Below are 26,109 nucleotides of genomic sequence, written 5' to 3'. Positions count from 1 at the left end.
TCAAGTGAGAATTAACGCTCTGGATTTTTCTTGTCGTACGCATCTAACCCGTAGTCAAACAAGAAAAAACTGGAATTTGAATTAGACTGAAGTTAGTGAAGCGGAAACTCGAGGAACCGTTATGCTCTCTTATCAGGTCAGCCGAAGTATTGAAATTAATAAGAATCAAAGTGAAATTATTGGCTATCTCAAGAACTTCAATAACTGGCCCAGCTGGTCACCATGGATCATTCTTGAACCAAACTGCGAGCTGACATTCAGTGATAATCAGGGCCACGTTGGAGCTGGTTATCAATGGAATGGTCAGCGTATTGGGACTGGCGCGATTGTACTGGAAAGTACTCAAGAGCATCGATTAGATATGGAGCTACATTTCTTTCGCCCAATCAAGAGCCATGGAAAGGTGACTCTAATCGTGACGCCGTCACAAAATGGCTGTTTAGTCGAATGGCAAATGCAATCTCGCGTCCCTTGGTATCTGTTCTTTCTGAAAAGTATGTTTAAGTCGATGATAGAGATGGATTATCAACGTGGGTTACGCATGCTCAAAAGTAAGCTTGAAACCGGAAGAGTGCATTCAGACTTAGTCGAAATAGGTAACCGAACGTTGCCTCAAATTCATTACATTGGGATCAAGGGTGTGGCTAGCTTGCAGGAATTAGGTTCGGTAATTGAGAAGCATGTTCAGCAACTAGAACAGTTAATTAGTGACGAAACCCTATCCGTGAATGGTGAATTGTTTTGTTATTACCAGTCGATGGATATGCAGAAAGGTACATTCGAGTTTATCACTTGCTTTCCTCTTCATAACTCAGTACCAGCGCCTCAAGGGGCGGTTACCGGTACCATTCCTGAGAGTGAAACATTTGTCGTTGAACACCGAGGTGAATATCAGTTTTTGGGAAATGCATGGGCTTTAGCGATGAACTTGGTTCGTCAGAGTGGTATGAAAGTCAAAACCAGTCCTTTAGGAATCGAACGCTATCTGAATAGCCCGAAGGAAACCACGGAAGAAGAGCTAAGAACGGAAATTATTTTGTTTAAGAAATGACAGGCGCAGGCGAGTAGGGTGTTTAGGTATCATACTGGTTATGCGAAATGTTATTAAAGAATAATAGCCTATCTGTTCCTACCCATAAAAATGCCTCAGCAATCGCTGAGGCATGGTTTTACAGGCCAACTTCTCTTGTTAGAGAATTATTGTGCACGGTATTTACCGCTGTTTAGTTCAATTTTAGACGCTTTTACCCGGCTGTCTGCGTTTAGGTAGTCGCTAATACTTAGCAGATCTTGATCTTGAGATGCTTTTAACACCGCTGATTCCCCCTCTGCGAAGATAACTTCTAATTTTAACTCTTTGGCGACTGCTTTCGCTTCGTTAGGATTGTTTACGGTGATATAAACCAGTCCAGTGGCTTTGGATACGTTACTAAACGCATTCTTAAACACCTCATCACCCGCTTGAAGTTTTACGTCTTCAGATAGGGTTCTAATAGTGCCAGTTTGCACTTTTCGATAATCTTGGCCATTAATCTCAACCGCTTCTGATGGCACAAACAGTTCTGGTGCAGGCTGTTGAGAGAGCTGTTGCTCAGCGTATACACTCGACGTCATGATAACGAGAGCCAGCATAGAAAATGATTTGTATTTCATGTTATTGACTCCTTAGTGTCCAAATATGCGCATCGACCAGTTCTTAATAACACCGGGCTGAGCGTTGTTTGCCATCGGAACGTCATAGATGGTGGAAGAGTTGAAATATGCAATGTAAGAATAGACTTCATCGCCGTTCGTATCTATTGCTCGCAACGTCCATTCGCCTTTTGCATCTTCGCCATAAAATTGGTTAGACAACATTAATTGATCTTTGTAGCCAGTAATCGATGAATCAAGAGATTGACCAACAAGACCATTGCGCGGTGTTTGCAAAACGGAACGAGTCCCTGATGGCGAAATGAGCTCGATAGCTAAGTCGGGCAGACGAGCGTGGTCCAGTGTCAATGTCACTTGAACGGATTCTACTGTCAGCTCATCGGCAATGGCGATACTTGAAGAACCACCAACTAGACTTGCATCGGGTACACTTACTTCTGTAGCGTTATTAACCCATGGCGTAATGACTTGAGTTGGCAAAACACGATTCGTCATGCGAGCACGTTGCATCGCTTCATCTAAATCTACAGCGCCGAAGCCATAAAAAGTATGGAAATCTACGCCTGCTGCGTTTTTTTGCCAAGGGGCAATTGCCTCGTAGCTAACCTGTTCACCTTTATGGTTAGTAAATTCAAGCTGTACGCCTGGATGCGCTTTATCCGTTACTTTTGCTGTCTCCGCTAGTAAAGCACGTACATCACGAGCAGAAAGTGCGTGGTTGGTTGACATGATTGCCGCGATGGCACCCGATGTGTTCGGCGCAGCCGATGAGGTTCCGTTCATCGTACTGGTATAGTTACAGTTCGGATCGAGCTCCGTTCCGCCGTGTAACCCATTAATGCCAAGGCCATCACTGGTATTTTGCCCTTCTTCACAACCCATTAAATCAGTGGTGACCATAGCAGGGAAATCTTGCCCATATTCACCTGCTGGTGCTGCAACCCACACGTTCGAACCCACAGATGAGTAACTCGCTCGCGTACCATCCGCTCGTAGTGCACTAGTGACTAAATTGAAGTAATTGGCGTTATCATAAGACTGAGCAGAGTTGTGCATCGGTAAGCCTTGATTGTCTCCACCAGCAAAGAAGTTACTTGGCAATACGAAGAATCGCCCTGCATTGAAATAACGGTAACCATTACCTGCTGACTTTACAAATACAGCACCTCGACCCCAGGCGTTACTCTCGCTGACGTTTTTCATCACGTCCATTTCAAGTTTTAGTTGAGGGTCGCTTTCATCAAAAGTAATCGGGTTTATAGGGCTGAAACCGTAACTTTGGTTAAATACGCGAACATCACGTGTTGCTGGGTCCATGCCATGGGAGATTAACCAGCCTTCTAATGTCTGGTTGGCTAACCAGTTAAAACCGATGAGGGAAGAGAGAGAAGCGACACCGCGTCCGCCTTCACCGTTGTTGCCGACGGCGCTAATCAAACCGGCTACAGCAGTGCCATGACCATTAGTATCAACCGGATAACTTGGTGGGAATGAAGAGTCTTCGACGAAGTTTCTGCTACCTGTAACTATATTACCTGCAAGGTCGGGGTGATCGATCTGCACTCCAGAATCAATAACGGCAACTTTCACACCAACACCTGCAATCCCCATTGCCTGAGTGAGCTTAGTGTTTAAGTCGTTCCCAGCAACAGCAGGATTAGCCGCAAACGCAGTTTGCCCCGTGTTGTCTAAGTGCCATTGTTCAGAATAGAGTGGATCAAACGCCGAGACGGCAGGTGCAATGCCTACTGCCAACATAGCAGCAAATAGGCGATTAATGCGTATTTCCATTTTTGACCTCATGTCTTTGTTTGGAATTTTTTAGTTCCTGTTTCATATTCCGCTAACAGGAACAAACAAAGCTAACGACAAAGAATAAGGACGAAAACCATTTACAACTTGTTTACATTAAAAGTTCGATGGACAACATAAGTCTTTGTTAATTTACTGAAACTATGAGGTTTTTATATGTCGCATCGAGCATGCATGAAAAGTGAAAAGCAGAAAATACGAGTGTACCGTCTGCTTCAAGAGGGGGGGTTATTTAGTTGGAGCGGGTTGAATAGTTGCCATTGGTTTCTTAGGTTCGGCTTTTTCCTTAGGCAGCACGTTATCAATCCACTTTTTAATGTACAACTTATCGAATTCTTTATCACACCACTTTTTGTTTAATCCACGTCGATTGAACTCAGCACCAATCGCCACTTTGGTTTGGTTAGTTGCACGGTTGTAGTAGAGAGTTTCACATAGTTGAGTGTTACTCATTTGCTGGGCATATACGTTGACACTGCTGCTGCGCATTCCCAGTTGAGATGCTTGCTGATTACTACACGCCATAAGAAATAGAGGCGCAAAAGTAATAATGATTAGATTTTTTTTCATGTGTGCTTTTTTATGATGTAGGGTGAATGACGAACTGGTTTCTACCAGCTTGCTTCGCATCATACAAAGCTTGGTCTGCCAAGAAAAACCATTGATCCCATTCTTGTTTAATTATTTGTGCCGACAGTTTGTCCACTGCTCCAAGGGAAATTGTCGCGTTTAATGGTTTAGAGTCAACCACCAATGGCGTGTTTTCAACAGTATATCTCAATCGCTCCAAAAACTTAGCGCAATCTTCAGCTCGCTGTACTTCGAATAATAGGACAAACTCTTCTCCACCCCAACGAATGAGTAGGTCACCAGAGCGAGTGGATTCATTAAATAGCGTGGCAATATGAGTCAGCATTTTATCGCCAATATCGTGTCCATATTGATCATTAAAGGTTTTAAAATGATCAACATCTAAAACTGCTAAGGCAAATGTTCTATCTGGGCTTCTACGAGCCATTTTGTCCAGCCAAATGTGAAGATAGCGACGGTTATGCAGTTGAGTTAACGGATCGGTAGTATTTTCTTGAGTGAGTGCTTTATTAATACGTCTAACGCGCAGTACGTAACGAAAACCAACGACACCAATTGCCGTAATAGCGATAAAGTAGAACATTTCTCGATAGCGCTGCGAACGCAGTTCAGACGCTTGTAGCGCATTTTTTGTTTCTAGCAATTTGAGTTCTTTCTGGGCTAACTTAGCTTCGAGATCAAACTTAATGTTAATCATCTCTTCACCATGAATATGATGAGAAAACTCAGCCTCCAGCTCTCTTAATTGGGTTAAATAATGAAAAGCGGCTTCATAGTCATTAAGAATTTGATGAGCGTTTACCAGTACCGAAAGCATATCAATACGCTGCCGCAGCTCTAATTCACTGGTTGACTTGGTTTGTTCTAGAACGTTAAGCGCTGTTGTAATAGCTTTATCGTATTGTTTGTTTGCGAGGTAAGCCTCTGCAAATGCCTCGTAACAAGACGTTTTTAGCATTTCTAGATTTTTTGGAATGGGCAGTTCTACGCAACGTTGTGCGACCATTAATGCATCATCAATTTTTCCTACCGAGCTCAACATTTGTGAAAAGCTGGATAAAGAGTGGTGCTTGACTGTGTCAGACCCCGTTTGCATTGAAAGTCGAATGGCTTCATTGAAATAATATTCCGCTTTTTTGTTATCTCCGAGGCTCGAGTGAACGATGCTAAGGTTTGCGTAGATAACCCCCATAAAAAAGCTATTATCGTATTGATATTCGCTCTCTAGGTAAGTGTCGAGAGCTTGCGTTAGGTAACTGTTGGCCCGAGCCCAATCTGATGCGTCGATGTAGACCGTCCCAATGTTGTTCAGTGTCATCGCGACTTGTATTTCAAATACTGTTTTTTCTAATAACTCATAGGCATTGCGATAATATTTTAGGCCACTGCGTAGTTGATTTCGAGATACTTCTAGATTGCCTAACCAGCGGTAAGCACGGCCTTCTAATGCTAGATAACCAAGATCACGGGCTGTAGAAACAACGTCATGGAGTAACAATTCTGCGTTCCAGTTATCGTCTTGCTCAATCATTGTTACAGCCTTATTGAGCTGTGCTTCAGCGACGACCCATTCCAAATGGTGCTTTTTACCGAATTCGATTAAATCGGGCATATCTTTCGGTAATGGAACGCCTTCGTAACGCTTAAGGTACTTTCGTGCAAAGTAATACAGAGCAAGAGACTCCGCTGATGCATTCTGTGGCGCATTTAACTCACCTTTTTGAATTGATCGCGGCTTACCCATCGAGCGAAAGTAGAGTTTTAACATGGGCTTGCTTTCTGCTGAAATGTGTTCTTCCAGATAAGCTTGCTTTTCGGTACTCGCCAGTACGTTGGTGGGATGCAAGAAAAGTCCAAGTGCAGTACAAAGTGCGCAAGCCAGTTTTTTAATTGAGAAGTGCATGAGCGTATTAATAAAATGTGATCTCTTAACCGAATACCAGTTAAGTCTACCATTTCTTGTTGGTTAAGTGCGGATGGATTCCCAGTGGCAAAGTGTTTTGGGAGTGAGATACGAGAAGGAGCTCTATAATATTATGATTTATAAAACAAAATCTATTGAAAACTTATGCAATGATTAGGCGATGGTATAGATAAGGTAACTATGACAGGTAGGCGAGCATATTCGGTGGACTCAATCTAATGATTTAAGCCGCGGATTCATCGCTCAAAATCAGGGCGAAGTGTAAAAAATTACGTTTCTGTCATAAATATTTAATGTTTGTATGGGTTGTTAAAAAACTGGATATTAGACATAGTGTTATTAAGCCAATAAAAAATGGCTTTTATAATAAATAGGAGATTAACTATGCATAATGAAATGATTCAACCTTCGCACTTCGGCATTATCGGCCGTACCTGCATCGCTTCAGTACTTATGATTGCGGGTGTTTTCGCTCTTATTTAAGAGTCAAGGGTAACGATGATTACCTTTTAAAGAGTAAGAAAATTCAGGGAATCACCTTAACCTTGTGTAAGGTATTCCCCTGAAAATCCAAGCTAGTCTTTAGTTATTAGCTGAAGAAGCTAAAAATCAATGCACTTACCGCCACAATGCCTGCTGCTAGAACAAAGTAAGTAGAGACATTTCCTCGATATTGTTTCATCGCCTCGATTTTATACACCGCTAACATTGGCATAATAAATAAGATCATTGCAATAACAGGCCCTGACAATGCTTCCATCATACCAAGAATACTTGGGTTCATGATCGCGGCCGCCCAGATTGAGAAGAACAGTGCTGCCACGCTGATACGATCAACACGCTTCTCAGATAGGTTAAAATGCTTGTTAATTAAACCATTTAAGCTTTCACGCGCACCTAAAAAATGCCCAAGGAAAGATGAAGTGATAGCAACAAACGCTACTAAAGGACCAAGTGTTGCAATAAATGGATTATCGGTTGCGTTCGCTAAGTAAGACAATACGGATACGTTTTGTTCTTTTGCTTGAGCCAATTGTTCAGGTGACAGTGTTAGTACACAGGAAAATACAAAAATAAGAACAAAGGCAATCAGCATGATGCTAGTGCGACGAAGAATAACTTCGGATTTGGCATCTGCCTGCTTACCGTAATGGCGACGTTGTACATTTGCAAAGCTTGAAATTGCAGCTGCGTGACTAAACGAGAAAATCACTACAGGAACTGCTAACCACATAGTGCTAGCAAAAGCTGACGCTTCTGGCACATCCATGACAGGCATGGTCCAGTTCGGTATTAAGTAAAATGATAGAAAGGCAAGAATGGCAACAAGTGGGAACACCATGATGGCAAAGGCCCGTAGCATTACTTTTTCACCCGCCATCATAATAGCAATTAGTGCAAACACTAGTACGCCAGAAAGCAAAGGTCTAGGTAAAGAAGCCATATCAGCCTGATTTACCATGAAGCTATCTACTGTGTTTGTTATTCCAACACCATATATCAACAGGATCGGGAAGATCGAAAGAAAATACAGCAGTGAAATAGAACGACCTGCTTTTGCGCCGAAGTGCTCTTCCACTACATCAGTGAAGTCTGCGTTTTTGATCTTAGAAGATAGTACAAAACGAGCTAAGCCACGGTGCGCAAGATAGGTCATTGGAAAAGCAAGTACTGCCATCGCGACTAAAGGCCAAAAACCACCGATCCCAAGGTTAATTGGCAGAAACAGGATGCCTGCGCCAACGGCTGTTCCAAATAGGCTAAGAACCCAATGTGTATCATGTTTTGACCAAGCTGTGGTTGTGTTTATTTCACTAGGATTTAAGGCATTTCGAGATTCTTTCACTTTAAAACTCGCTTTTATAAAAATAATAATGCTGAAAATGGTAAAGGTTTTAGTGTTTATTATCACACGCGAAGCTTGGTGAATAATGCTGTGAATTTGGGGTGGTTGTAAATTATCCAACTATGAATTTTTCAACAAACCAGAATAAAGTTCTTAAATTTGATGCATTTAATGGTTGTATGTATTGAAATTTTCATTTTGTGTAGTTTTTGATTTTGCGGTTAAAACTTAATCACGGATGTATGTTCTAAGTGAGTTAGGCCTAATTTTCAGGAAGAATATTACATTTCTTAAGCACTTAATTGAGATGTTTGTGTCCCGTCATTTAGATGAGATTTAGGTATACTGCTGCCATTCATGTTAAAGAAGGAGTCATTGAATGGACATCTTGTCTGCGCAAAAAGAGGACTTATTTGCCATATATAAGCTCGAAAATACTTTATTTGGAGAACACGCCTATCCTCAATTTTTCTTTCGGCAAGCTTTTGATTGTTGGGGAGAGAGTTTACTGGTAGCAAAAGAGGGAGAGCAGGTCGCAGGGTATATATTGCTAACGACTAGCACAAATGCACATCAATATTGGATCATGTCATTGGCCGTCGATATTCAACATAGAGGTAAAGGTATTGCGCGTTCCCTCCTAGAAAACGTTATTGCGCCGTTGAAGTTAGGCTCAAGCGTGAAATTGACTGTCGATCCTAAGAACCAACCTGCATTGTCTTTATACCTCTCCCTTGGCTTTAAAACGTTAGAAGAAGAAGCGCATTATTTTGGTGACGAAGAATCCAGGTTAGTCATGGAATTAGTAAAGTAATTCTGCACGATAATGACCGAAATTTGCACACAATCAGTGCGTAGCATTACGTTGCTATAATTGGTTTTAAGCTAACCTTTTGTATAGTAAAGGTTTTTAATCTTGGCACCTCACTTGCTTTACATAAACGTTCATCGATAACTCGATGCGCCGCTCTCAATAGCAGGCGAGAGCGGTATAGGGTATTACTTTTTGAAAATGTACTAACAGCGTTAAAGGCATTGCTGCCTCTCTCGATTCGGGAGAGGCTTTTTTTTGCTAGTAAGTTGGGCTGAATCGCACTGGAGGTGTTATGTCGCAAGGATGCAAAAAAACCACTTGTCCCTATTGTGGTGTTGGATGTGGTGTCGAGGTCAATGCGAAAGGAATCGTTGGGGATGCGTGTCATCCTGCAAATGCGGGCTCACTGTGCGTAAAGGGTGTCGCGTTGGCAGAGAGCTTGAATATGCCTTCGCGCTTGCTGTATCCAAAGCTTGTCACCAAGCAGCGACCTCAAGGGCAAGAAGTGCAATGGCAACAAGCCACGGATCTGATTGCAGAAAAGATTCATCAAGCGAAAGCAGAGTTTGGACCGGAATCCGTCGCGATGTACGTGTCAGGCCAGTTGTTGACGGAAGACTACTATGTCGCCAACAAACTCATGAAAGGCTATGTTGGCAGCGCAAACATCGATACGAACTCCCGTTTGTGTATGTCTTCGGCGGTTGCGGCTTATGTACGAGCATTTGGTGAAGATGTCGTTCCCGTCAATTACGACGATATTGATAAGACTGAGCTATTGATAATTTGCGGTGCTAATACCGCTTGGACGCATCCTGTTTTATTCCGACGTATTCAACAAGCGAGAGAAAGCAATCCTAACCTCAAGCTGGTGGTCATTGACCCGCGTGAAACGGTCACCGCGCAGCAAGCCGATTTGCATCTACCGATTAAAAACGATGGGGATGTATCACTTTTTAATGGGCTGCTTAAGTTTCTTATTGAGCAGCAATGCGTTGATTCTCAATACATAAATTCCTATACCGACGGGTTTGATGCGCTTGCAGAAGAAGCTTCTGATTTGCGTTACGATGTCACTAATCTAACGTCTTCCATTGGGATTTCAGAAGAAAAACTCACGACATTCTTCCAATGGTTTGCACAAAGCCCAACCGCAATCACGTTGTTTTGCCAAGGGGTTAACCAAGCCGAAAATGGTGTCGATAAAGGCAATGCCATTATTAATGCACATTTGGCGACAGGTAAAATTGCTAAGTCAGGTTGTGGTCCGTTTTCTATTACAGGTCAGCCGAATGCGATGGGTGGGCGAGAAGTCGGTGGATTGGCCAATCAGTTAGCGGTTCATCGTGCTTTTGACGCAGAGTCTATCAAACAAGTGCAGGCGTTCTGGGATTCACCAGAAATTGCCACTCAGCCCGGTTTAAAAGCCGTTGAACTGTTTGAGGCGGTAGAACGTGGTGAGATTAAAGTTCTGTGGATTATGGCTACCAATCCTGTTGTCTCTTTGCCAGATAACCAATTGGTAAAACGTGCACTAGAGATTTGTCCGTTTGTGATTGTTTCCGATATCACAGCGGATTCGGATGTAGCGCATTACGCGGACCTATTGCTACCCGCCGCTGGCTGGGGGGAGAAGCAAGGCATGGTGACCAATTCTGAGCGTCGACTTTCAAGGCAGCGCCAGTTTCAAACGCCTCCGGGTGAAGCAAAATCAGATTGGTGGACGATAAGCCAAGTCGGGCAAGCTCTGTGTGCATTGGAAAAGACACAAAATGGCTTTGCGTTTACTTCTGAGCGGGCGGTATTCAGGGAATATGCCACGATGACAGGCATGAATGCAGATTCGCCATTGAAGCTAGATCTTTCTCAATACGCCAACTTAACCGAGCAAGAATACGAAGAGTGGGTGCCGACACAATGGGGAGGAGAGCGCCCTTTTGCTGATGGCGTCTATTCACACCCAGATGGAAAAGCGCGTTTTGTCGTGACCAGTGAATCTCCAACGCGCTTAGAAAGAACAAAAGGCTGGTGGCTCAATACGGGCAGGCAACGTGACCAATGGCATACCATGACGCGCACAGGGCATATCGCCCACCTTGCCGCCTCAGAGTTAGAACCAACCGTGTACATGAACACGCTCTCTGCCACTCAAAATCGCTTAAAAGCAGGACAGCTCACCAAGCTGTTTCAGCCTGCTTCAAACACCGGTATTTATGCCAAAGTTGCCATTGATGAAGGTTTGGGTTTTCAGGAGCTGTTTATGTCAATGCACTGGGCGGGTCGATATGGCGGTGAAAGCAGTGTTAATGCGATAGTAAACAGCGCAAAAGACCCTATTTCAGGGCAGCCTGCATTTAAGTCGTCTTATGTTGAAGTGCAAGACGCCGCGGTCAAAACCTACGGTATGTTCATCGGTACACAGTTTGATTCCGTTAAATTTCTCTACAGCGCATTTCAAGCAGAAAGCAATTTGGGCATTTGGCGCTTTGCACATGATAAGCGACCAAAGAAGCAGAGTTTTTGTCGAACGGAAAAGAGCCGCAGAATTACGATAGATATTGCCCAAGGTTGGCTAGCGGTGGACTATGACCTTGTTGGAGACGTGCGTATCATTCGCTCTGTTTTGGTGGTGTCTAGTGAACCGATTCAAACCGACTACACCAACTTTACCGGCTTGATTGGCAAGCCGATGGAGCTATCGCAACTGCTTACCATCACTCAATCGCAAAGCAGTGCCAAACTGGTTTGTAGTTGTTTCCGCGTTACCGATAAACAAATACATGACGCGATGGAGAAACAAGACTGCACGTCAGTGACCCAACTTCAAAACAAACTCAAATGCGGTACTAACTGTGGCTCGTGCGTCTCTCAAATCAAACAAATGGTCGACAGCCATCAGCATCAAAAGGGCAAACAGCAAGCGAACCAGCAAAGTTTGGCTATTCAAATAATGTAAGTCATAAAGAGGATAAGCACATGGAAGCGCCTTATCAAAAGTCTTGGTTTAAGAAAGGACAAGCGAGTCAGAAACAAGAACGCTCGTCTCGCTTTTCTAAGCATGATCAAGCAAGCAAACTGAACCAACTTTTAGAAGACCATTCACTAGACCTGGACGTGAACCACAAAGGTTTTGTCTCGATTGTCGGAGCAGGGCCGCACGATCCTGACTTGTTAACGGTAAAGGCTGTGAAAGCGATTATGTCGGCAGAGGTGTTGCTTTACGACCGTTTGGTTAACAAAGATATTTTGGAGTTGGCTTCGCCACAAGCTGATTGGATTTACGTGGGCAAAAGATGCGGACAACCCAGTATTGGTCAGGAAGAAATTTGTGACTTGATGGTGTCGCTCGCTCAGCAAGGAAAGCGAGTTGTGCGCTTAAAAGGGGGAGATCCTTTCGTATTTGGCCGTGGAGGCGAAGAGGCGTTAGCGCTCGTCAAAAACTCAGTCGCGTACGAAGTCATCCCCGGTATTACTGCTGCGATTGGATGTTCAGCAAACAGCTTGATTCCGCTGACTCATCGTGGCGTTGCTCGCAGCGTTACCTTTGTTACTGGGCAAGTGGTAACAGGCGCATTTGAAGCGTGGAACCAACTGATGCAAAGCGGACAAACGTTAGTTTTCTATATGGGGTTAGAAAAGTCATCGCAAATACAAACGGGTTTATTAGGCTCCGGTTTGAGAGCAGATTTCCCTGTCGCGATCATTACTCATGGTTGCAGCCCTCAACAACAAGTTCATGTTACCCAACTCAATCAGCTCAATGATTTATCAATTACACTTAAAGGCGTGAGCCCAGCATTGATTGTGATGGGAGAAGTTGTCAAACTGCGCGAACAACTAATAGAAACCGTACAGTCAGTGACGGAATACGAGGGAATATGAGCAGCATTTTGGAATGTATCAGAACAGTCGGTCGTGGCGAACGTGGTAGAAAACCACTGAACTTTGACCAAGCGTTTCGAGTTATGGATGAATACCTAAACGGTGAGTGCGACGACGATCAGATGGCAATGCTATTGATGCTGATCCGTGTACAGAACGAAACTCAACAAGAAATCGCTGGCTTTGTGAAAGCATTCCAATCCCGCATGCCAGCTATTGGTGCAGACATCGACTGGCCATGTTATGCAGGCAAACGTGAAGCGGCAGGTCAACCTTGGCACCTGTTGGCAGCAAAGATCCTCGCCGATAATGGTCATAAAGTGTTGATGCACGGCTATCACGACCGCCAATCTGGTCGTTTACACGCTGAAGACTACCTCGACAAATTTGCTATTACGAAAGCGGAATCAGCAGAAGACGCAAAGCGTGTATTAGAAACACAAAACATTGTGTATCTGCCGCTGAGTGCGTTTGCTCCTCAAGCAGAAACCATGATCGGTTGGAAGAATCGTTATGGGCTTAGAACGCCGATTAATACTGTGGTTCGAGCATTGAATCCGGGGCAGGCGACGGTTGGTATTCGTGGTAGCTTCCATCCTGGATTCCAACAACTTCATGCTGAAGTCGAATACGAGATTGGTCAAACCGCTCACGCTGTTGTGTCATTTAAAGGACAATCGGGTGAGTCAGAATACAACCCGAAAGTAAGTCAAACCGTATGGTTAAGCCAAACAAGCGGCGTGACATCGCACTACTGGACGGAGCAAATGCTGTCTGAGGTGCCAATGCCTGCGAACTGCCCGTTTGGGACGTCAGAAGATGACATGAACCAAATGGCGAATACGGTTCTCGCCACAATGACAGTAGTCTTGTTTGCACAAATGCACGACAGGGAAAGAGCATTCGAACGAGCTTTCTCTTACTGGCAAGCCTATTGCGGCCAGCAATAAGATACTATTGTCAATTAATGTAAAACCAACGACGCAAAGTTGTTGAATCTGAATCCATTATCTATTGTTTGAAGAAGGTAAAAGATCCTAGCTCGCCAATGATGTGTTTCACCACCTTGCTCCGTATCAGAGTGGTGAAACCGCAGTTTTAGCCTCAATCGCGTTCGTTTTTAGCTTCGCGTTTGAGAATGAGAAAATCCCATATGGTAAGACACAGAGGACATGGATAATGGTTCTAAAGCATACCACTCCTAGTGAAAAGGCTTCTCATCCGATCCCGCAAGAAGCCTTCGATTGGTACGACGAATACGCCCACGGAAAAATCACGCGCCGTGAGTTTCTAAATAGGCTGGGTGGCCTTGCGGTACTTGGCTTTAGCATGACAGCACTGGTCGACGCGTTAACCCCGAATTACGCACTCGCAGAACAAGTTTCATTTAACGATCCTGACATCAAAGCAACTTACGAAACCTTTCCATCTCCAAATGGGCATGGAGAAGGGCGTGGCTATTTGGTGATGCCACAGAAGAAGACCTTAAAATCGCCGACCGTGTTGGTGATTCATGAAAATCGAGGTCTGAACCCTTATATCAAAGATGTCGCAAGACGACTTGCAAAAGATGGCTTTATTGCTTTCGCTCCAGACGCACTTTATCCACTCGGCGGCTATCCGGGGAACGACGATGAAGGTCGCGCAATGCAGAAAGAGATGGACAGAGCCAAGATCGAACAAGACTTTATTGCAGCCGCTAACTTCCTCAAACAATACGAGGGTGGCAACGGTAAATTGGGCGCGGTTGGATTCTGCTTCGGTGGATACATTGTCAACATGCTTGCAGCGGTAATGCCAGAAGAGCTCGATGCAGGTGTGCCTTTCTATGGAACACCAGCGGCGCAAGAGATCCAAAAGCAAGTCAAAGGGCCTTTGATGATTCACTTTGCAGGGCTCGATAAGCGTGTTAACGACACATGGCCTGCCTATGAGCAGCAGTTAATTGCAACCGACGCTCAGTATCAAGCGCTAATGTATGAGAACGTCAACCACGGCTTCCATAACGACTCAACAGCACGCTACGCACCGGAAGAAGCAGCACTCGCTTGGGAGCGCACACTCGGCTTCTTCAAAGAACATCTCGCCTCTAGTTAAAACGCTTCAACTTTAGTTGGCACATTCCTTGTTATGTCTCTCTTAGTGAGTGAGATATAAACAAGGAATGTGCATGACTCAATCAACGTCAAAAACACCCATTATAGTATGCTGTGATGGCCTCCAAGAGCAGGCTCGATTGTCCGGTTTGTTGAGCAAAGATTACGACAACATCATTGGCTGCCAATTGGCACAACTAGAAACGCTTATGCAGCGAGAACCGTCAGCAAGCGTTGTGGTTGGATGGCAGCAACCAACCGCGGAACTGCGTTTGATCGTCGATTTCTGCCGCAGAAAATCGGCACCACTTCTTATCGTCTTAAAGCAATTATCATCCAATGATATCAATCGTTTATCAGAAAAAATGGACTATGTTCTTATGCCGCACGATAGTGAGTTTGCACTTCAACCTTGGATTGAACATGCGACATTAGTGAGAGCGAAATTCGAAAGTATGCAATCGGAAATTGAATTACTGACCAATAAGATTGAAGAGCGCAAGCTGGTGGAAAAAGCGAAAGGTCTGCTGATGAAGATGCACAGCGTTGATGAAGGACAGGCTTATAAAGCGCTAAGAAATTCAGCCATGCAATCGAGCCAAACGCTCGCACAAGTTGCCAAGAATTTGATAACTACTTTGGAAGTTTTGGATTAGTTGCTCTACCACTTTGGGGTTAGGGTGCGTTTTCTAACGTGGTGCGTGTTGCACTATCAGCAAGCAATAACAGGGAATAACAAACGGAAAGATATACTAATCTATTGTATTTACTGTGAAAAATAAGTTGGCACAGTAATTGGATTAGAAGAATTGGGTTTATTGTTGAATCGCTTATCTCAATTATCAACGGCGGTAATTGTAGACTTAGCAACGGCGCTACTGCTCTTCGGAGCAGTGGCGCTTTTTTTATGGGAGCAAACCAATGAAATGGAGTTCGATGCTGAAAGTGTCAGCAATTTCGTTATCGGTATTCACCGCGGTCAGTGTAAAGGCAGAGTTGGGTGAACCAGAAATTGAAGATCTGAAGTTTGGTTTTATTAAGTTAACTGATATGGCACCGCTGGCGGTTGCTTATGAGAAAGGCTTTTTTGAAGACGAAGGCTTGTACGTCACTTTAGAAGCACAAGCAAACTGGAAGGTGCTATTAGACCGAGTCATCGACGGTGAGCTTGCTGGCGCGCACATGCTTGCTGGTCAGCCATTGGGCGCAACGATTGGTGTTGGCACAAAAGCAGAAGTGATTACTGCGTTCAGTATGGATTTGAACGGCAACGCAATCACGGTTTCCAATGATACTTGGGAGCAGATGAAGCAATACATTCCAAAGCAACCAGATGGCAAGCCAGTTCACCCAATCAAAGCGGATGCACTGAAGCCTGTGGTCGACAGCTATCTGGATAAAGGCAAACCGTTCAACATGGGGATGGTGTTCCCTGTATCGACGCACAACTATGAGTTGCGATACTGGTTAGCGGCAGGTGGGATTCATCCAGGTTTTTACGCACCAGACTCAGGCGATAACAGTGGCCAGTTGGATGCTGACGTTCTTTTGAGTGTTACACCGCCACCACAAATGCCAGCAACAATGGAAGCGGGCACGATCAAAGGGTACTGCGTAGGCGAACCATGGAACCAACAAGCCGTATTCAAAGGTATTGGTACGCCAGTCGTGACCGATTACGAGATCTGGAAGAACAACCCAGAGAAAGTGTTTGGTGTTTCCAAAGCTTGGGCTGAGAAGTATCCAAACACGCACATTCGCGTAGTGAAAGCCTTGATTCGGGCGGCACATTGGTTGGATGAAAACGACAATGCCAACCGCCAAGAAGCAGTGAAGATGCTATCAAAAAGCGAATACGTTGGAGCCGATGCCGAAGTTATCGCCAACTCGATGACGGGCACATTTGAATACGAGAAAGGCGACAAACGAGACGTGCCAGACTTCAACGTGTTCTTCCGTCATAACGCCACTTATCCGTATTACAGCGATGCGATTTGGTACCTGACCCAAATGCGTCGCTGGGGACAGATCTCAAGCGAGAAATCCGATGATTGGTACATGGATGTCGCAAAAGAGGTTTACCGTCCGGACATTTACCAACAAGCGGCTCAAGCACTGATTGAAGATGGTGTGTTGAGCAAAAAAGACTTCCCAGATTTTAGTGCTGAAGATGGTTTCCGTGCGCCACAAACACACTTTATCGACAACATCGTTTATGACGGTCGCGAGCCAAATAAATATCTAGAGAAGTTCTCTATCGGGCTTAAAGGAAAAGACAAGGTTTAACCATAACGATAAACGCCACAGGCGAGGGAATTCGCTTGTGGCAACAAGGATGTAAATTTCTTAGGAGTGAGTATGTCTAGTAATGTCATTTCCCTGTTTCCTGCTAAGCAGGTAGTGAACCGAAGTCGGCTGGTGCTTTTGCCCGTCATTGGCTTGCTGATCTTTTTGGCAATGTGGCACTTAGCAGCGAGAGAAGTGCAAACCTCATTAGGTACGCTACCAGGGCCAGTGCAAACTTTTCAGCAGTTCAGCAACCTTGTCGATGACCATTGGCAAGAGCGAGAAAAGGAACAAGCGTTTATCGAGCGTCAGGAAAAACGTAATGCTGCGAAGTTAGCCAAGAATCCGGACGCGGAAGTGAAGATTCGTCCTTACACAGGTAAACCGACGTTCTTCGACCAAATCATAACAAGCTTAGTGACTGTAACCGCGGGTTTTTTGCTGGCGACGGTTATCGCAATTCCGCTTGGCATCGTGCTTGGTCTTAATCAAGGGCTGTATCAAGCGTTCAACCCAATCATTCAATTGCTCAAGCCCGTATCACCTTTGGCTTGGCTGCCTATCGTTACCATGGTTGTAAGTGCCACCTATGTAAGTGATGACCCGATGTTTGCTAAGTCGTTCATTAACTCTCTAATCACTGTGGCGCTGTGTAGCTTATGGCCGACGCTGATTAATACCGCTGTGGGTGTAACGAGCGTTGATAAAGACTTAATCAACGTGAGTAAAGTGCTCCAACTTTCGTGGTGGCAGCACATACGCACCATCGTTTTACCTTCTGCCATTCCAATGATCTTCACCGGTTTACGCCTCTCTTTAGGTATCGCTTGGATGGTATTGATTGCGGCAGAAATGCTCGCGCAGAACCCTGGGTTAGGCAAGTTCGTTTGGGATGAATTCCAAAACGGCAGCTCGGCATCATTGGGTCGCATTATGGTCGCGGTCATCACAATCGGCTTTATTGGTTTGATGCTCGATAGAGGCATGCTGCAACTTCAAAAGTGGCTGTCTTGGAATAAACAACAAGCGTTGAGATAAGGGAAAAGATCATGGAAAAAGCATTATTAGATCTAACGCGTTTAGGGATGCGATTCCCAACGCCAGATGGCGAGTTCATCGCGCTTAAGAACGTCGATTTACAAATCAATAAAGGTGAGTTTGTATCCCTGATTGGCCACTCTGGCTGCGGTAAATCAACGGTATTGAACTTAGTTGCGGGTCTACACATGCCAACAGACGGCGGCGTGATCGTCGATGGACGAGAGGTGGCAGGACCGGGACCCGACCGCGCAGTGGTGTTCCAAAACCATTCATTATTGCCTTGGTTAACCGTGTATCAAAACGTTGAGCTCGCAGTAAAACAAATTGCCGGCAAAAAGGGCAAAGCGTGGATTCAGGAACAAGTGAACCACTATTTGGAGTTGATTCAAATGCAGCATGCCGCGCACAAAAAGCCCGATGAAATCTCGGGTGGTATGAAGCAGCGAGTCGGCATCGCGAGAGCACTGGCACTTCAACCAAAGGTTCTACTGATGGATGAGCCATTTGGCGCGTTGGATGCGTTAACTCGTGCGCATTTGCAGGATGCACTGATGAAGATTCAAGCCGAGCTAAACAACACCGTCATCATGATTACCCACGACGTGGATGAAGCGGTGCTGCTATCCGACAAAATCGTGATGATGACTAACGGACCGGCAGCAACCATTGGAGAGGTGTTAGAAGTAAATCTACCTCGCCCTCGTGAGCGTGTAGCACTGGCGGATGATGCGCAGTATCAGAAGTGTCGACAAGCGGTGTTGAAGTTCCTTTACGAGAAGCAATCCAAAGTCGAGATTCCTGCTTCGAAAGAAGACAAACCCAAAACCGCAGCGCAAACGGCATAAGGAGGCAGCGATGAACAGTCCTTTAACGATTCCAGTAAAGAACGCATTGAGCCACATCGTTGTGGTAGGCAACGGTATGGTCGGGCAACACCTCGTCGAGCAATTAGTGCAGAAAAACGCGCATTTGGAGCACCTAATTACCGTGATTGGTGCAGAGCGCTTTATCGCGTATGACCGTGTACAACTTTCTTCTTTATTTGCGGGTAAGTCTCATGATGATTTGATGCTGAGTAACCAAGAATGGTACGACATGCATGGCATCCAACTCGTACTTGGCAGCCAAGTAACAGGCATCGACAGAGAGCAAAAGCGCATTCTGCTTGATGGTGAAGATGTGCTGGGTTACGACCAACTTGTGCTCGCTACTGGTTCGTACCCATTTGTGCCGCCAATTGAAGGTAAAGACCGCGATAACGTGTTTGTCTACCGCACGCTTGATGACCTTTCACAAATCAAAAAGGCATGTGAAGGTGCAAGAACAGGCGCAGTGATTGGCGGCGGCTTGTTGGGCTTAGAAGCGGCAAACGCACTCAAACTGTTGGGGCTAGAAACTCACGTCATTGAGTTTGCACCTCGCCTGATGCCCGTACAGTTAGATGATGGTGCTGGCTTAGTGCTAAAAGAGAAGATTGAGGCGCTAGGGCTAACCGTTCACACCTCAACGGGTACGGAACGAATCTGCGATGGTGAAACGGCTAAGCATCGCATGGTGTTTAAAGACAAAGATCCTCTCGAAGTGGATGTGATTGTCTTTTCCGCAGGGATTCGCCCTCAAGATGAGCTGGCAAAAATGGCTGAGCTAGAAGTAGGCGAGCGAGGCGGTATTGTGATTAACAACCAATGCCAAACCAGCGATGAGAATATTTATGCGATTGGCGAATGTGCTCTTTGGGAGCAGAAGATCTTTGGTTTAGTCGCACCCGGTTACACCATGGCGAGAACCACTGCCGATGTCTTGACTGGTATGCCAAGCGAAGGTTTTAAAGGCGCAGACATGAGCACCAAGCTCAAGCTACTTGGGGTGGATGTGGCGTCTATCGGCGATGCACAAATGCAAACCGAAGGCGCACAGGAAATGGTGTTGCAAGATGCGGTTGCAGGCATCTACAAAAAGCTGGTGGTTGATGCGAGCGGCACCCAATTGCTTGGTGCGATTCTCGTCGGTGACAATAGCGACTACGATGCGCTCTTACAGTGTTATTTGAACAAAACGGTCCTGCCAGACCACGCTGCGAACCTGCTATTTGATACCGGAATGCTGGACGGAGAGATGCCAGACAGCGCCATCATCTGTTCTTGTCACAACGTCACAAAAGGCGACTTAGTTGCCGAGATTCAAGCTGGCACTACCAACCTGACAGATCTTAAAGCCAACACCAAAGCTGGTACTGGCTGTGGTGGCTGTAGCAATATGGTCAAATCGGTATTGGATACTCAACTGGCAGCCATGGGGGTAGAGGTCAACAACCACCTTTGTGAGCACTTTGAGCTCAGTCGCCAAGAGATGTTCCATATTTGCCAGGTGGAACAAATCAAAGACTTCGACACCTTAATTGCACTGCATGGCAAAGGGTATGGGTGTGATATCTGTAAGCCTACGGCAGCATCTGTGTTTGCTTCTTTGTGGAATGAACACATCATGGAGCCACAGCATCAATCTCTGCAAGATTCTAATGATGCCTTTATGGCAAACCTGCAAAAAGATGGTTCTTACTCGATTGTGCCTCGTGTTCCGGGCGGCGAAATCACACCAGACAAACTTATCGTGCTAGGTGAAGTTGCTCAGCAATACGATCTGTACACCAAGATCACTGGCGGTCAGCGCGTAGATTTATTTGGTGCGCAGTTAGAACAGCTTCCTGAAATCTGGCAAACCTTGATTGATGCTGGTTTTGAAACAGGGCACGCCTACGGCAAATCGGTGCGCACCGTGAAATCTTGCGTCGGTTCTACTTGGTGTCGTTATGGTGTTGATGATTCGGTTGGGTTAGCCATTGAGTTAGAGAACCGCTACAAAGGATTGCGAGCGCCCCATAAGCTTAAGTTTGCCGTATCGGGCTGTACTCGCGAGTGTGCAGAAGCGCAAAGTAAAGACATTGGGGTGATCGCCACTGAAAACGGCTGGAATCTATACGTTTGCGGGAATGGCGGCATGAGACCAAGACACGCTGATTTGTTTGCATCCGACTTATCCAAATCAGAGTTGATCACCATGATCGACCGAGTATTGATGTTCTACGTCAGCACCGCTGATCGCTTACAGCGCACGTCAGTGTGGATGGAGAACATGGAAGGGGGCTTAGACTACCTTAAACAAGTGATTTTGGATGACTCTCTCAACCTATGTGACTCTTTGGATGAACAAATGGCACGAGTCGTAGATACCTATCAGTGTGAGTGGAAGAGTACGTTGGATAATCCTCAAAAATTGCAACGCTTCCGTCCTTTCTTGAACAGCACGTCGGGCAGCAAAGTCTTGCCGTACCAACGTGTGCGCGGTCAGCGTATTCCCGTGAAACAGGAGGTGTAAATGGCAGCGTTAACCAAAGTGAAATTGTGTCAGCTTGATGACTTAATGCCGTTCATCGGTGCCACTGTATTGATTGAAGGCGAGCATGTGGCCTTATTCTACATTCCAGATAGCGGTGTGTACGCTGTTCAGGATTGGGACCCAATTGGTAAGGCTTATGTAATGAGTCGAGGGATTGTCGGTGATATTGATGGTGAGATGTGTGTTGCATCGCCACTGTACAAACAGCATTTCAGCTTAAAGAACGGGCAGTGTTTAGAAGACAAAACGCACTGTCTAAAAACTTGGCAAGTAACGGTCGACGATAATCAGGTTTGTTATTTAGTCGAAGAATGATCCTAGAAATTTGCCTGCTCGATATGAGTAAATTCTTAGCGTAAGAGATAAGCGAATAAAGCTCCAGAGACCACACGGTAAGGCTCTGGAGCTTTTAATTATTCGCAAGGATTCACTTGTAGTTCGGTATAGCCAGTCGAGTCGTCCATCGCTCTAGTGAACTCAAGTTCTGAGTAAGAATGGATGATCAATTCTGCGGTAGTATCAATCACTGTGCCTTCCAGCAAATGCCCACCCCAGACTCGTCCTTCACGATCAGACACCGAGATATGAACGTGCTGATGTTCAGGCGTTAGGGTTCCCATCACAGAGACGATTTCAAATGGCTCTTGTTTGGTTAACGTACTCTCTGCACCTGCCAAACGAAGGTTGAGGTCAGAGACACAACCAACGCATGAAGCAATCGAGCCTGCTTTGATACCATACTGCTCGACCAATTTCGCTAGGTTTAGCTTTAAGTCCATGCCTTTGGTAAGACGTACCGCTATCACTTCAATCGACATGTCACTTCCTAATCAAAACCAGCAAGCAGGAAAGCGCCGTATCCAAATCGGCATAACGTTTGGCTTTGCCAAGTACGCGCATACCTTGCATGTTGTTGAGAACAAAACGAGCGAGTTCTTCTGGTTTCAGCGTTTTCGGTACTAAGGTTTCTTTCTGCGCATTGGTCAGCGCATCCGCAATGATGTCGATAAGATGGTCAAACAAAAAATGCCCTTTGCGCAGTACGTCATCGTCTTCGCCAGCGTGCTCAATCAACGCATTTTGAATAAAGCACCCACAGTTGCGTTTGCGTTGCAGCTCAGCAAAAGATTTAAGGAACGATTCCAACTCAGGTAAGGACGCGTCGTCTTTTTCCAAATCATTCAGTGACGGTAGTGAGACCTTTTTTAAGTAAGTATCGAGCGCTTCGTAGTAGAGCTGTTGCTTGTCACCATAGGTGTTGTAAAGACTGAAGCGGTTGATGTTCAACTCGTCGGTGAGATCCGAGATGGACGTGTTCGCAAAGCCCTTGCGCCAAAACACATCCATAGCCACGAGAAGCTTTTCATCTCGGTCGAAGTTGGCTTTTCTTGCCATAAATTACCTGCCTGGGTCTGCTTATCGGGTAATTAAATTGCTTTGGAGGGATGGTACAGAGAACCTCTAGCGTTCGAACTGAACCAATATGATGAATACCCATCTATTCTTGGGTATCAGCCCCCAAATTCATGTGAACTCACAAACGGCATCAAAAATCTCGCTCAGCAAACAGACCCACAACTGTTTGAAAATTTTTGATAGTGAAGTTCTTGACTGATCGTTTATAAACTGGCTACAGTATATCCTAACCAATCGGTTAGAAAAAGATAAAAGGATGTGAAATGAAGCTCTATGAAACCGCAATGACTCCAAGTTGTAAGCGAGTTAGCATTTTTCTAAAGGAAATCGGTGGCGAGGTTGAGCGAATTGCGCTGAACGTTCGTGAGGGCGATAACCTATCTGAACCGTTTAAATCGAAAAGCGTGAATGGCAAAGTGCCTCTACTAGAACTGGATGATGGCACAGCGATCTGCGAAAGCGTGGCGATTTGTCGCTACCTAGATGAAGCGTTTGAAAATGATCTGGCGCTGTTTGGTGCTAACCAGCTTGAACGTGCTCAGGTAGAAATGTGGCATCGTGTGGTGGAGTTCCAAGGACTAAATGCGGCATTTCAGGCGTTTCGAAACATGACCGGAGTTTATGGAGACAGAGAACGTTGCGTTGAAGCATGGGGCGAAGAATCAAAACAACGCGTCTACGAATTTCTGCCTGTCTTAGACAAGCGCCTTGAACATAATGATTTTATCGCCGTAGACCATTTTACTATCGTCGATATAACAGGCTTTATTTTGATCAGTTTCGCAATTAAAGGCCTAGAAATTGATGTGCTATCGACGTCGCCAAACATTGCTCGATGGTATAACCAAATTTTAGCTAGACCTGCATTTCAGAGTTAATGTATTGCAGCGAGTGGATGATAGCTCGCTGCTACCACCTTACCGATTCTTAACTCAGCAGGATATTCAAATTTTTTCAGATTTTTCTTATTTTTTCTCCTATCGCCTATAATTGGAAAAACAACCTCAATTTGCTTCGTTGCGTTTTAGAGCCTTGGGCTCTTGGTCCGTAGACGCTCTCTTTCATCATGGAAAGTCTAATAATAGACAAGGAGAGGTCATGAGTATTCAAGTGAAAACTATCAATAATATTCTAATCGCCCTGTTAATGGTTTCGGTTTTTGGTCTATTCGCACTGTACCTCAATTACACACAGCAGAATGAACAGATTGAAAGGCTGCAAAGTCAGTTAATCGAAAAAGAGCATCAGATACTAATTTCTAATGAAGCGTTGTCTTACACTCGATATCAACACCAATTATTAGCCGAAGACTACAGCCGTTTTAGAAATGAGCAGTCAGTGACTAGTGTTTTGCGTTAGCCAGTAAAGCAACCGTATTAAGGAGGAAGATGAAACCCATTCTTTTGGTCGATGATAGTAAAACAGTACTGCTTTACATCAGCAGTGCATTGGAAAAGCAGGGCTATGAAGTGGTTGCAGTTGAAGACGGAAGAGCGGCGCTTGAGGTGCTAACCCACCGCCCTGATATTCAGTTTGTGCTGAGTGATTTAATGATGCCTGGAATTAATGGTATTGAATTGTGTCGCCAATTAAAATCTAAAGTTAGCGAACGTTACATTTTCTTTGTTCTACTGTCTTCTAGAAATGACCAAAGTTCGATCGTGAAAGGCATTGATGCTGGCGCAGATGATTTCGTAGATAAGAAGACGTCTGTAGAGGAACTTCAGGCCAGAATCCGTGCGGGGTTTCGTACTTTAGAACTGCACAACAAACTCGTTGAGAGAAATAAAGAGCTAGATGCGGCCTATCAAACAATTCACCAAGACCTACAGTCTGCTAGTCATCTGATGGAGCAACTACTCCCTGCTGAATCAACTATTCAGAATGTAAATTTTAGCTATGTCTACAAACCATGCTCCCAGATTGGTGGTGATATGTTGGGGTATTTGGAGCTCGATGAACGACATGTTGCGTTTTATGTATTTGATGTTTCTGGTCATGGTATTTCTTCAGCTTTGATGGCTTTTTCTATTCAACAGACGCTATCTCAAAGTCAGGGGCCTGATTCGATCACGATGGAGTTGAGAGATGACGGCTATTGCGTAAGTGAGCCTGCATCTGTGATTGAACGGCTAAATCGGCGTTATCAGCAAACTAGAAACAGTCAACTTTACTTTACTATGGCTTACGCCATTCTTAACACAAAATCAGGGCAACTTAGCTATTGCACGGCTGGCCACCCCAGGATCTTAGTTTGGCGAACGAGTACGAAAACGATGGAACAGATAGGTGACGATAACTTTATCGTTGGTGCAATGCAGCCGATGGAATATATCGGTAACCAAATTAGTCTGGATGAGGGCGATGCATTGTGGCTTTATTCGGATGGTTTGATTGAAGCGAGGCAGGGTGAGGAGATGTTTTCACTACAACGATTGGCATCGAGTATAAAAGTTGTTTGCACGCTGACAGTTGAAGACCAAGTGGGAGACGTCTTTAAAAAAGTACAATCTTGGCATAACGAAGATGAGTTTGATGATGATGCCAGCCTTTTACAGGTAAAATGGCATGGTGAGAGGCTCGATTTTAAGGAAAAGAATGTCAAAGAGCGAATTTAAACGAACTTACGGGAGCTCCCTTACTCACTCACGAAGTGCGAGCAAAGACGTTGTTCGGTTTTTGATGGGTCATCAAATCCCCTTAAATGCAATTCAATCATTGGAGCTTTGTGTCGTTGAACTCATGAATAACGCTTATATTCATTCTTACAGTGAAATAGAAGGCCTACCAATTGAAGTGGAGTGTAGGGTTGGGGATGACCAAGTGTCCGGTTTCGTGGAACTGAGAGTCTCTGATTGCGGAGCGCCGATCAATGAAAAGACGTTCATCCAACATAAAAATAAACAGATTGAGGCACCTAACTTAATGGATGACGATAGTTGGTCCTCCTCAGGTCGCGGACTGCTGTTAGTCGCTCAATTATCTGACCTGTTTACATTGGAAAAAGGTTTCGAAAACAATACGTTTGTTGTAGTGAAAAGGAATAGGGAGAGAAACTAACAACCAAGCAAAGTCGATTTGCTTCACTTGGTCCCTAGCGTTAATCTGACGGTTGCGTTGTATATCATTGTTATTTTGTATTCGTTGTTGGTGCCGGTGATAGTAACGCCTCCAACTCTTCTGGTGTTAGAATATCACTGATGTTTAACATATTACTTTCATCATCTAGCGCCATCTTTGTACGGCTAAGTAAGTACCTTTTTTGAGTTGGTGTTAAGTCTTTGAGAGACTCAATCAACTCCCTGAAATTGCTATTATTCATTGCCATATTTCCCCCAGTTAAGCCTTGAAT

Annotated in this window: 24 protein-coding genes; 16 read left to right on the top strand and 8 right to left on the bottom strand. The window is 44.9% G+C overall.

Annotated features, from left to right (window positions below; genetic code table 11):
- Positions 1-121 precede the first annotated feature (121 nt).
- The gene (locus tag R7F64_RS16345) at positions 122-1,051 is read left to right on the top strand and encodes an SRPBCC family protein (protein ID WP_132936403.1); all 930 of its coding nucleotides are present in this window, start codon (positions 122-124) and stop codon (positions 1,049-1,051) included.
- A 146-nt stretch (positions 1,052-1,197) separates the two neighbouring features.
- Here R7F64_RS16345 and R7F64_RS16340 read toward each other — a convergent pair whose 3' ends face one another.
- The 5 genes from R7F64_RS16340 to R7F64_RS16320 all read right to left on the bottom strand — a co-directional run bounded on the left by R7F64_RS16340 (position 1,198) and on the right by R7F64_RS16320 (position 7,826).
- A complete protein-coding gene (locus tag R7F64_RS16340) occupies positions 1,198-1,653 on the bottom strand; it encodes a hypothetical protein (protein WP_005375850.1) in 456 nt (151 codons plus the stop codon).
- Between the two features lie 12 nt (positions 1,654-1,665).
- Positions 1,666-3,444, bottom strand: a complete 1,779-nt coding sequence (locus R7F64_RS16335) for a S8 family peptidase (RefSeq protein WP_017820240.1) — start codon at positions 3,442-3,444, stop codon at positions 1,666-1,668.
- A gap of 249 nt (positions 3,445-3,693) precedes the next feature.
- A complete protein-coding gene (locus R7F64_RS16330; protein WP_017820239.1) occupies positions 3,694-4,035 on the bottom strand; it encodes a hypothetical protein in 342 nt (113 codons plus the stop codon).
- 10 nt (positions 4,036-4,045) lie between these two features.
- On the bottom strand, positions 4,046-5,959 hold the full coding sequence (locus R7F64_RS16325) for a tetratricopeptide repeat-containing diguanylate cyclase (protein WP_132936405.1): 1,914 nt from the start codon (positions 5,957-5,959) through the stop codon (positions 4,046-4,048).
- 610 nt (positions 5,960-6,569) lie between these two features.
- A complete protein-coding gene (locus R7F64_RS16320; protein ID WP_017820237.1) occupies positions 6,570-7,826 on the bottom strand; it encodes an aromatic amino acid transport family protein in 1,257 nt (418 codons plus the stop codon).
- Positions 7,827-8,205: 379 nt separating this feature from the next.
- Between R7F64_RS16320 and R7F64_RS16315 the strand changes: the two genes are divergently transcribed.
- The 11 genes from R7F64_RS16315 (at position 8,206) to nirD (ending at position 21,656) form a co-directional block, all read left to right on the top strand.
- Entirely contained in the window at positions 8,206-8,640 is a 435-nt protein-coding gene (locus R7F64_RS16315) for a GNAT family N-acetyltransferase (RefSeq protein ID WP_031781129.1), read from the top strand.
- A gap of 292 nt (positions 8,641-8,932) precedes the next feature.
- On the top strand, positions 8,933-11,596 hold the full coding sequence (locus R7F64_RS16310; RefSeq protein ID WP_318071902.1) for a nitrate reductase: 2,664 nt from the start codon (positions 8,933-8,935) through the stop codon (positions 11,594-11,596).
- A 20-nt stretch (positions 11,597-11,616) separates the two neighbouring features.
- Complete coding sequence (gene cobA / locus R7F64_RS16305; RefSeq protein WP_132936407.1) at positions 11,617-12,522, top strand: uroporphyrinogen-III C-methyltransferase; 906 nt, start codon at positions 11,617-11,619, stop codon at positions 12,520-12,522.
- Positions 12,519-13,472 (top strand): glycosyl transferase family protein, encoded by a 954-nt coding sequence (locus R7F64_RS16300; RefSeq protein WP_318071901.1) that lies wholly within the window; start codon positions 12,519-12,521, stop codon positions 13,470-13,472. The genes cobA and R7F64_RS16300 overlap by 4 nt, the downstream gene beginning before the upstream one ends.
- 229 nt (positions 13,473-13,701) lie before the next feature.
- The gene (locus R7F64_RS16295; RefSeq protein WP_005375880.1) at positions 13,702-14,619 is read left to right on the top strand and encodes a dienelactone hydrolase family protein; all 918 of its coding nucleotides are present in this window, start codon (positions 13,702-13,704) and stop codon (positions 14,617-14,619) included.
- 73 nt (positions 14,620-14,692) lie between these two features.
- Positions 14,693-15,274 (top strand): ANTAR domain-containing response regulator, encoded by a 582-nt coding sequence (locus R7F64_RS16290; RefSeq protein WP_318071900.1) that lies wholly within the window; start codon positions 14,693-14,695, stop codon positions 15,272-15,274.
- Between the two features lie 265 nt (positions 15,275-15,539).
- Entirely contained in the window at positions 15,540-16,904 is a 1,365-nt protein-coding gene (locus R7F64_RS16285; RefSeq protein WP_017818739.1) for a CmpA/NrtA family ABC transporter substrate-binding protein, read from the top strand.
- Positions 16,905-16,976: 72 nt separating this feature from the next.
- Positions 16,977-17,942, top strand: a complete 966-nt coding sequence (locus tag R7F64_RS16280) for an ABC transporter permease (RefSeq protein WP_005375889.1) — start codon at positions 16,977-16,979, stop codon at positions 17,940-17,942.
- Between the two features lie 11 nt (positions 17,943-17,953).
- Positions 17,954-18,790 carry an ABC transporter ATP-binding protein gene (locus tag R7F64_RS16275; RefSeq protein ID WP_005450080.1) on the top strand — a complete coding sequence of 279 codons (837 nt, stop codon included), beginning with the start codon at positions 17,954-17,956 and terminating at the stop codon, positions 18,788-18,790.
- A gap of 10 nt (positions 18,791-18,800) precedes the next feature.
- The gene (nirB, locus tag R7F64_RS16270) at positions 18,801-21,320 is read left to right on the top strand and encodes a nitrite reductase large subunit NirB (protein WP_318071899.1); all 2,520 of its coding nucleotides are present in this window, start codon (positions 18,801-18,803) and stop codon (positions 21,318-21,320) included.
- Positions 21,321-21,656 carry a nitrite reductase small subunit NirD gene (gene nirD / locus R7F64_RS16265; RefSeq protein ID WP_005450077.1) on the top strand — a complete coding sequence of 112 codons (336 nt, stop codon included), beginning with the start codon at positions 21,321-21,323 and terminating at the stop codon, positions 21,654-21,656.
- A gap of 98 nt (positions 21,657-21,754) precedes the next feature.
- Here the strand turns inward: nirD and R7F64_RS16260 are convergent, their stop codons facing one another.
- Together R7F64_RS16260 and R7F64_RS16255 are read right to left on the bottom strand one after the other, a co-directional pair.
- On the bottom strand, positions 21,755-22,159 hold the full coding sequence (locus R7F64_RS16260; protein ID WP_318071898.1) for a PPC domain-containing DNA-binding protein: 405 nt from the start codon (positions 22,157-22,159) through the stop codon (positions 21,755-21,757).
- A 1-nt stretch (position 22,160) separates the two neighbouring features.
- Positions 22,161-22,736: a TetR/AcrR family transcriptional regulator gene (locus tag R7F64_RS16255; RefSeq protein ID WP_005375904.1), complete on the bottom strand. Its 576-nt coding sequence runs from the start codon at positions 22,734-22,736 to the stop codon at positions 22,161-22,163.
- 284 nt (positions 22,737-23,020) lie between these two features.
- Here R7F64_RS16255 and R7F64_RS16250 point away from each other — a divergent pair, with 284 nt between their 5' ends.
- The 4 genes from R7F64_RS16250 (at position 23,021) to R7F64_RS16235 (ending at position 25,817) form a co-directional block, all read left to right on the top strand.
- On the top strand, positions 23,021-23,635 hold the full coding sequence (locus R7F64_RS16250; protein ID WP_054574314.1) for a glutathione S-transferase family protein: 615 nt from the start codon (positions 23,021-23,023) through the stop codon (positions 23,633-23,635).
- 220 nt (positions 23,636-23,855) lie between these two features.
- Positions 23,856-24,116, top strand: a complete 261-nt coding sequence (locus R7F64_RS16245; protein WP_017820228.1) for a hypothetical protein — start codon at positions 23,856-23,858, stop codon at positions 24,114-24,116.
- 29 nt (positions 24,117-24,145) lie between these two features.
- Positions 24,146-25,375, top strand: a complete 1,230-nt coding sequence (locus R7F64_RS16240; protein WP_064376518.1) for a PP2C family protein-serine/threonine phosphatase — start codon at positions 24,146-24,148, stop codon at positions 25,373-25,375.
- Positions 25,356-25,817 (top strand): ATP-binding protein, encoded by a 462-nt coding sequence (locus R7F64_RS16235; protein WP_104980730.1) that lies wholly within the window; start codon positions 25,356-25,358, stop codon positions 25,815-25,817. Before R7F64_RS16240 ends, R7F64_RS16235 begins: the two co-directional genes overlap by 20 nt.
- A 70-nt stretch (positions 25,818-25,887) precedes the next feature.
- Here R7F64_RS16235 and R7F64_RS16230 read toward each other — a convergent pair whose 3' ends face one another.
- Positions 25,888-26,079 (bottom strand): hypothetical protein, encoded by a 192-nt coding sequence (locus tag R7F64_RS16230; RefSeq protein ID WP_025767706.1) that lies wholly within the window; start codon positions 26,077-26,079, stop codon positions 25,888-25,890.
- Positions 26,080-26,109 lie beyond the last annotated feature (30 nt).

The organism is Vibrio sp. Vb1980, from assembly GCF_033338615.1.
Lineage (GTDB): Bacteria > Pseudomonadota > Gammaproteobacteria > Enterobacterales > Vibrionaceae > Vibrio > Vibrio alginolyticus.
The sequence above is the reverse complement of the archived record's forward strand: the minus strand, read 5'-3'. Positions and strand labels throughout refer to the sequence as shown.

What these genes read in the sequence shown, in the direction of transcription:
- R7F64_RS16240 (WP_064376518.1), top strand. Translation starts at nt 24,146, where the DNA reads ATGAAACCCATTCTTTTGGTCGATGATAGTAAAACAGTACTGCTTTAC.
- R7F64_RS16325 (WP_132936405.1), bottom strand. Translation starts at nt 5,959, where the DNA reads ATGCACTTCTCAATTAAAAAACTGGCTTGCGCACTTTGTACTGCACTT.
- R7F64_RS16255 (WP_005375904.1), bottom strand. Translation starts at nt 22,736, where the DNA reads ATGGCAAGAAAAGCCAACTTCGACCGAGATGAAAAGCTTCTCGTGGCT.
- R7F64_RS16315 (WP_031781129.1), top strand. Translation starts at nt 8,206, where the DNA reads ATGGACATCTTGTCTGCGCAAAAAGAGGACTTATTTGCCATATATAAG.
- R7F64_RS16235 (WP_104980730.1), top strand. Translation starts at nt 25,356, where the DNA reads ATGTCAAAGAGCGAATTTAAACGAACTTACGGGAGCTCCCTTACTCAC.
- R7F64_RS16245 (WP_017820228.1), top strand. Translation starts at nt 23,856, where the DNA reads ATGAGTATTCAAGTGAAAACTATCAATAATATTCTAATCGCCCTGTTA.
- R7F64_RS16340 (WP_005375850.1), bottom strand. Translation starts at nt 1,653, where the DNA reads ATGAAATACAAATCATTTTCTATGCTGGCTCTCGTTATCATGACGTCG.
- R7F64_RS16250 (WP_054574314.1), top strand. Translation starts at nt 23,021, where the DNA reads ATGAAGCTCTATGAAACCGCAATGACTCCAAGTTGTAAGCGAGTTAGC.
- R7F64_RS16330 (WP_017820239.1), bottom strand. Translation starts at nt 4,035, where the DNA reads ATGAAAAAAAATCTAATCATTATTACTTTTGCGCCTCTATTTCTTATG.
- R7F64_RS16260 (WP_318071898.1), bottom strand. Translation starts at nt 22,159, where the DNA reads ATGTCGATTGAAGTGATAGCGGTACGTCTTACCAAAGGCATGGACTTA.
- R7F64_RS16280 (WP_005375889.1), top strand. Translation starts at nt 16,977, where the DNA reads ATGTCTAGTAATGTCATTTCCCTGTTTCCTGCTAAGCAGGTAGTGAAC.
- nirB (WP_318071899.1), top strand. Translation starts at nt 18,801, where the DNA reads ATGAACAGTCCTTTAACGATTCCAGTAAAGAACGCATTGAGCCACATC.
- R7F64_RS16345 (WP_132936403.1), top strand. Translation starts at nt 122, where the DNA reads ATGCTCTCTTATCAGGTCAGCCGAAGTATTGAAATTAATAAGAATCAA.
- R7F64_RS16335 (WP_017820240.1), bottom strand. Translation starts at nt 3,444, where the DNA reads ATGGAAATACGCATTAATCGCCTATTTGCTGCTATGTTGGCAGTAGGC.
- R7F64_RS16310 (WP_318071902.1), top strand. Translation starts at nt 8,933, where the DNA reads ATGTCGCAAGGATGCAAAAAAACCACTTGTCCCTATTGTGGTGTTGGA.
- cobA (WP_132936407.1), top strand. Translation starts at nt 11,617, where the DNA reads ATGGAAGCGCCTTATCAAAAGTCTTGGTTTAAGAAAGGACAAGCGAGT.
- R7F64_RS16230 (WP_025767706.1), bottom strand. Translation starts at nt 26,079, where the DNA reads ATGAATAATAGCAATTTCAGGGAGTTGATTGAGTCTCTCAAAGACTTA.
- R7F64_RS16285 (WP_017818739.1), top strand. Translation starts at nt 15,540, where the DNA reads ATGAAATGGAGTTCGATGCTGAAAGTGTCAGCAATTTCGTTATCGGTA.
- R7F64_RS16275 (WP_005450080.1), top strand. Translation starts at nt 17,954, where the DNA reads ATGGAAAAAGCATTATTAGATCTAACGCGTTTAGGGATGCGATTCCCA.
- R7F64_RS16300 (WP_318071901.1), top strand. Translation starts at nt 12,519, where the DNA reads ATGAGCAGCATTTTGGAATGTATCAGAACAGTCGGTCGTGGCGAACGT.
- R7F64_RS16295 (WP_005375880.1), top strand. Translation starts at nt 13,702, where the DNA reads ATGGTTCTAAAGCATACCACTCCTAGTGAAAAGGCTTCTCATCCGATC.
- nirD (WP_005450077.1), top strand. Translation starts at nt 21,321, where the DNA reads ATGGCAGCGTTAACCAAAGTGAAATTGTGTCAGCTTGATGACTTAATG.
- R7F64_RS16290 (WP_318071900.1), top strand. Translation starts at nt 14,693, where the DNA reads ATGACTCAATCAACGTCAAAAACACCCATTATAGTATGCTGTGATGGC.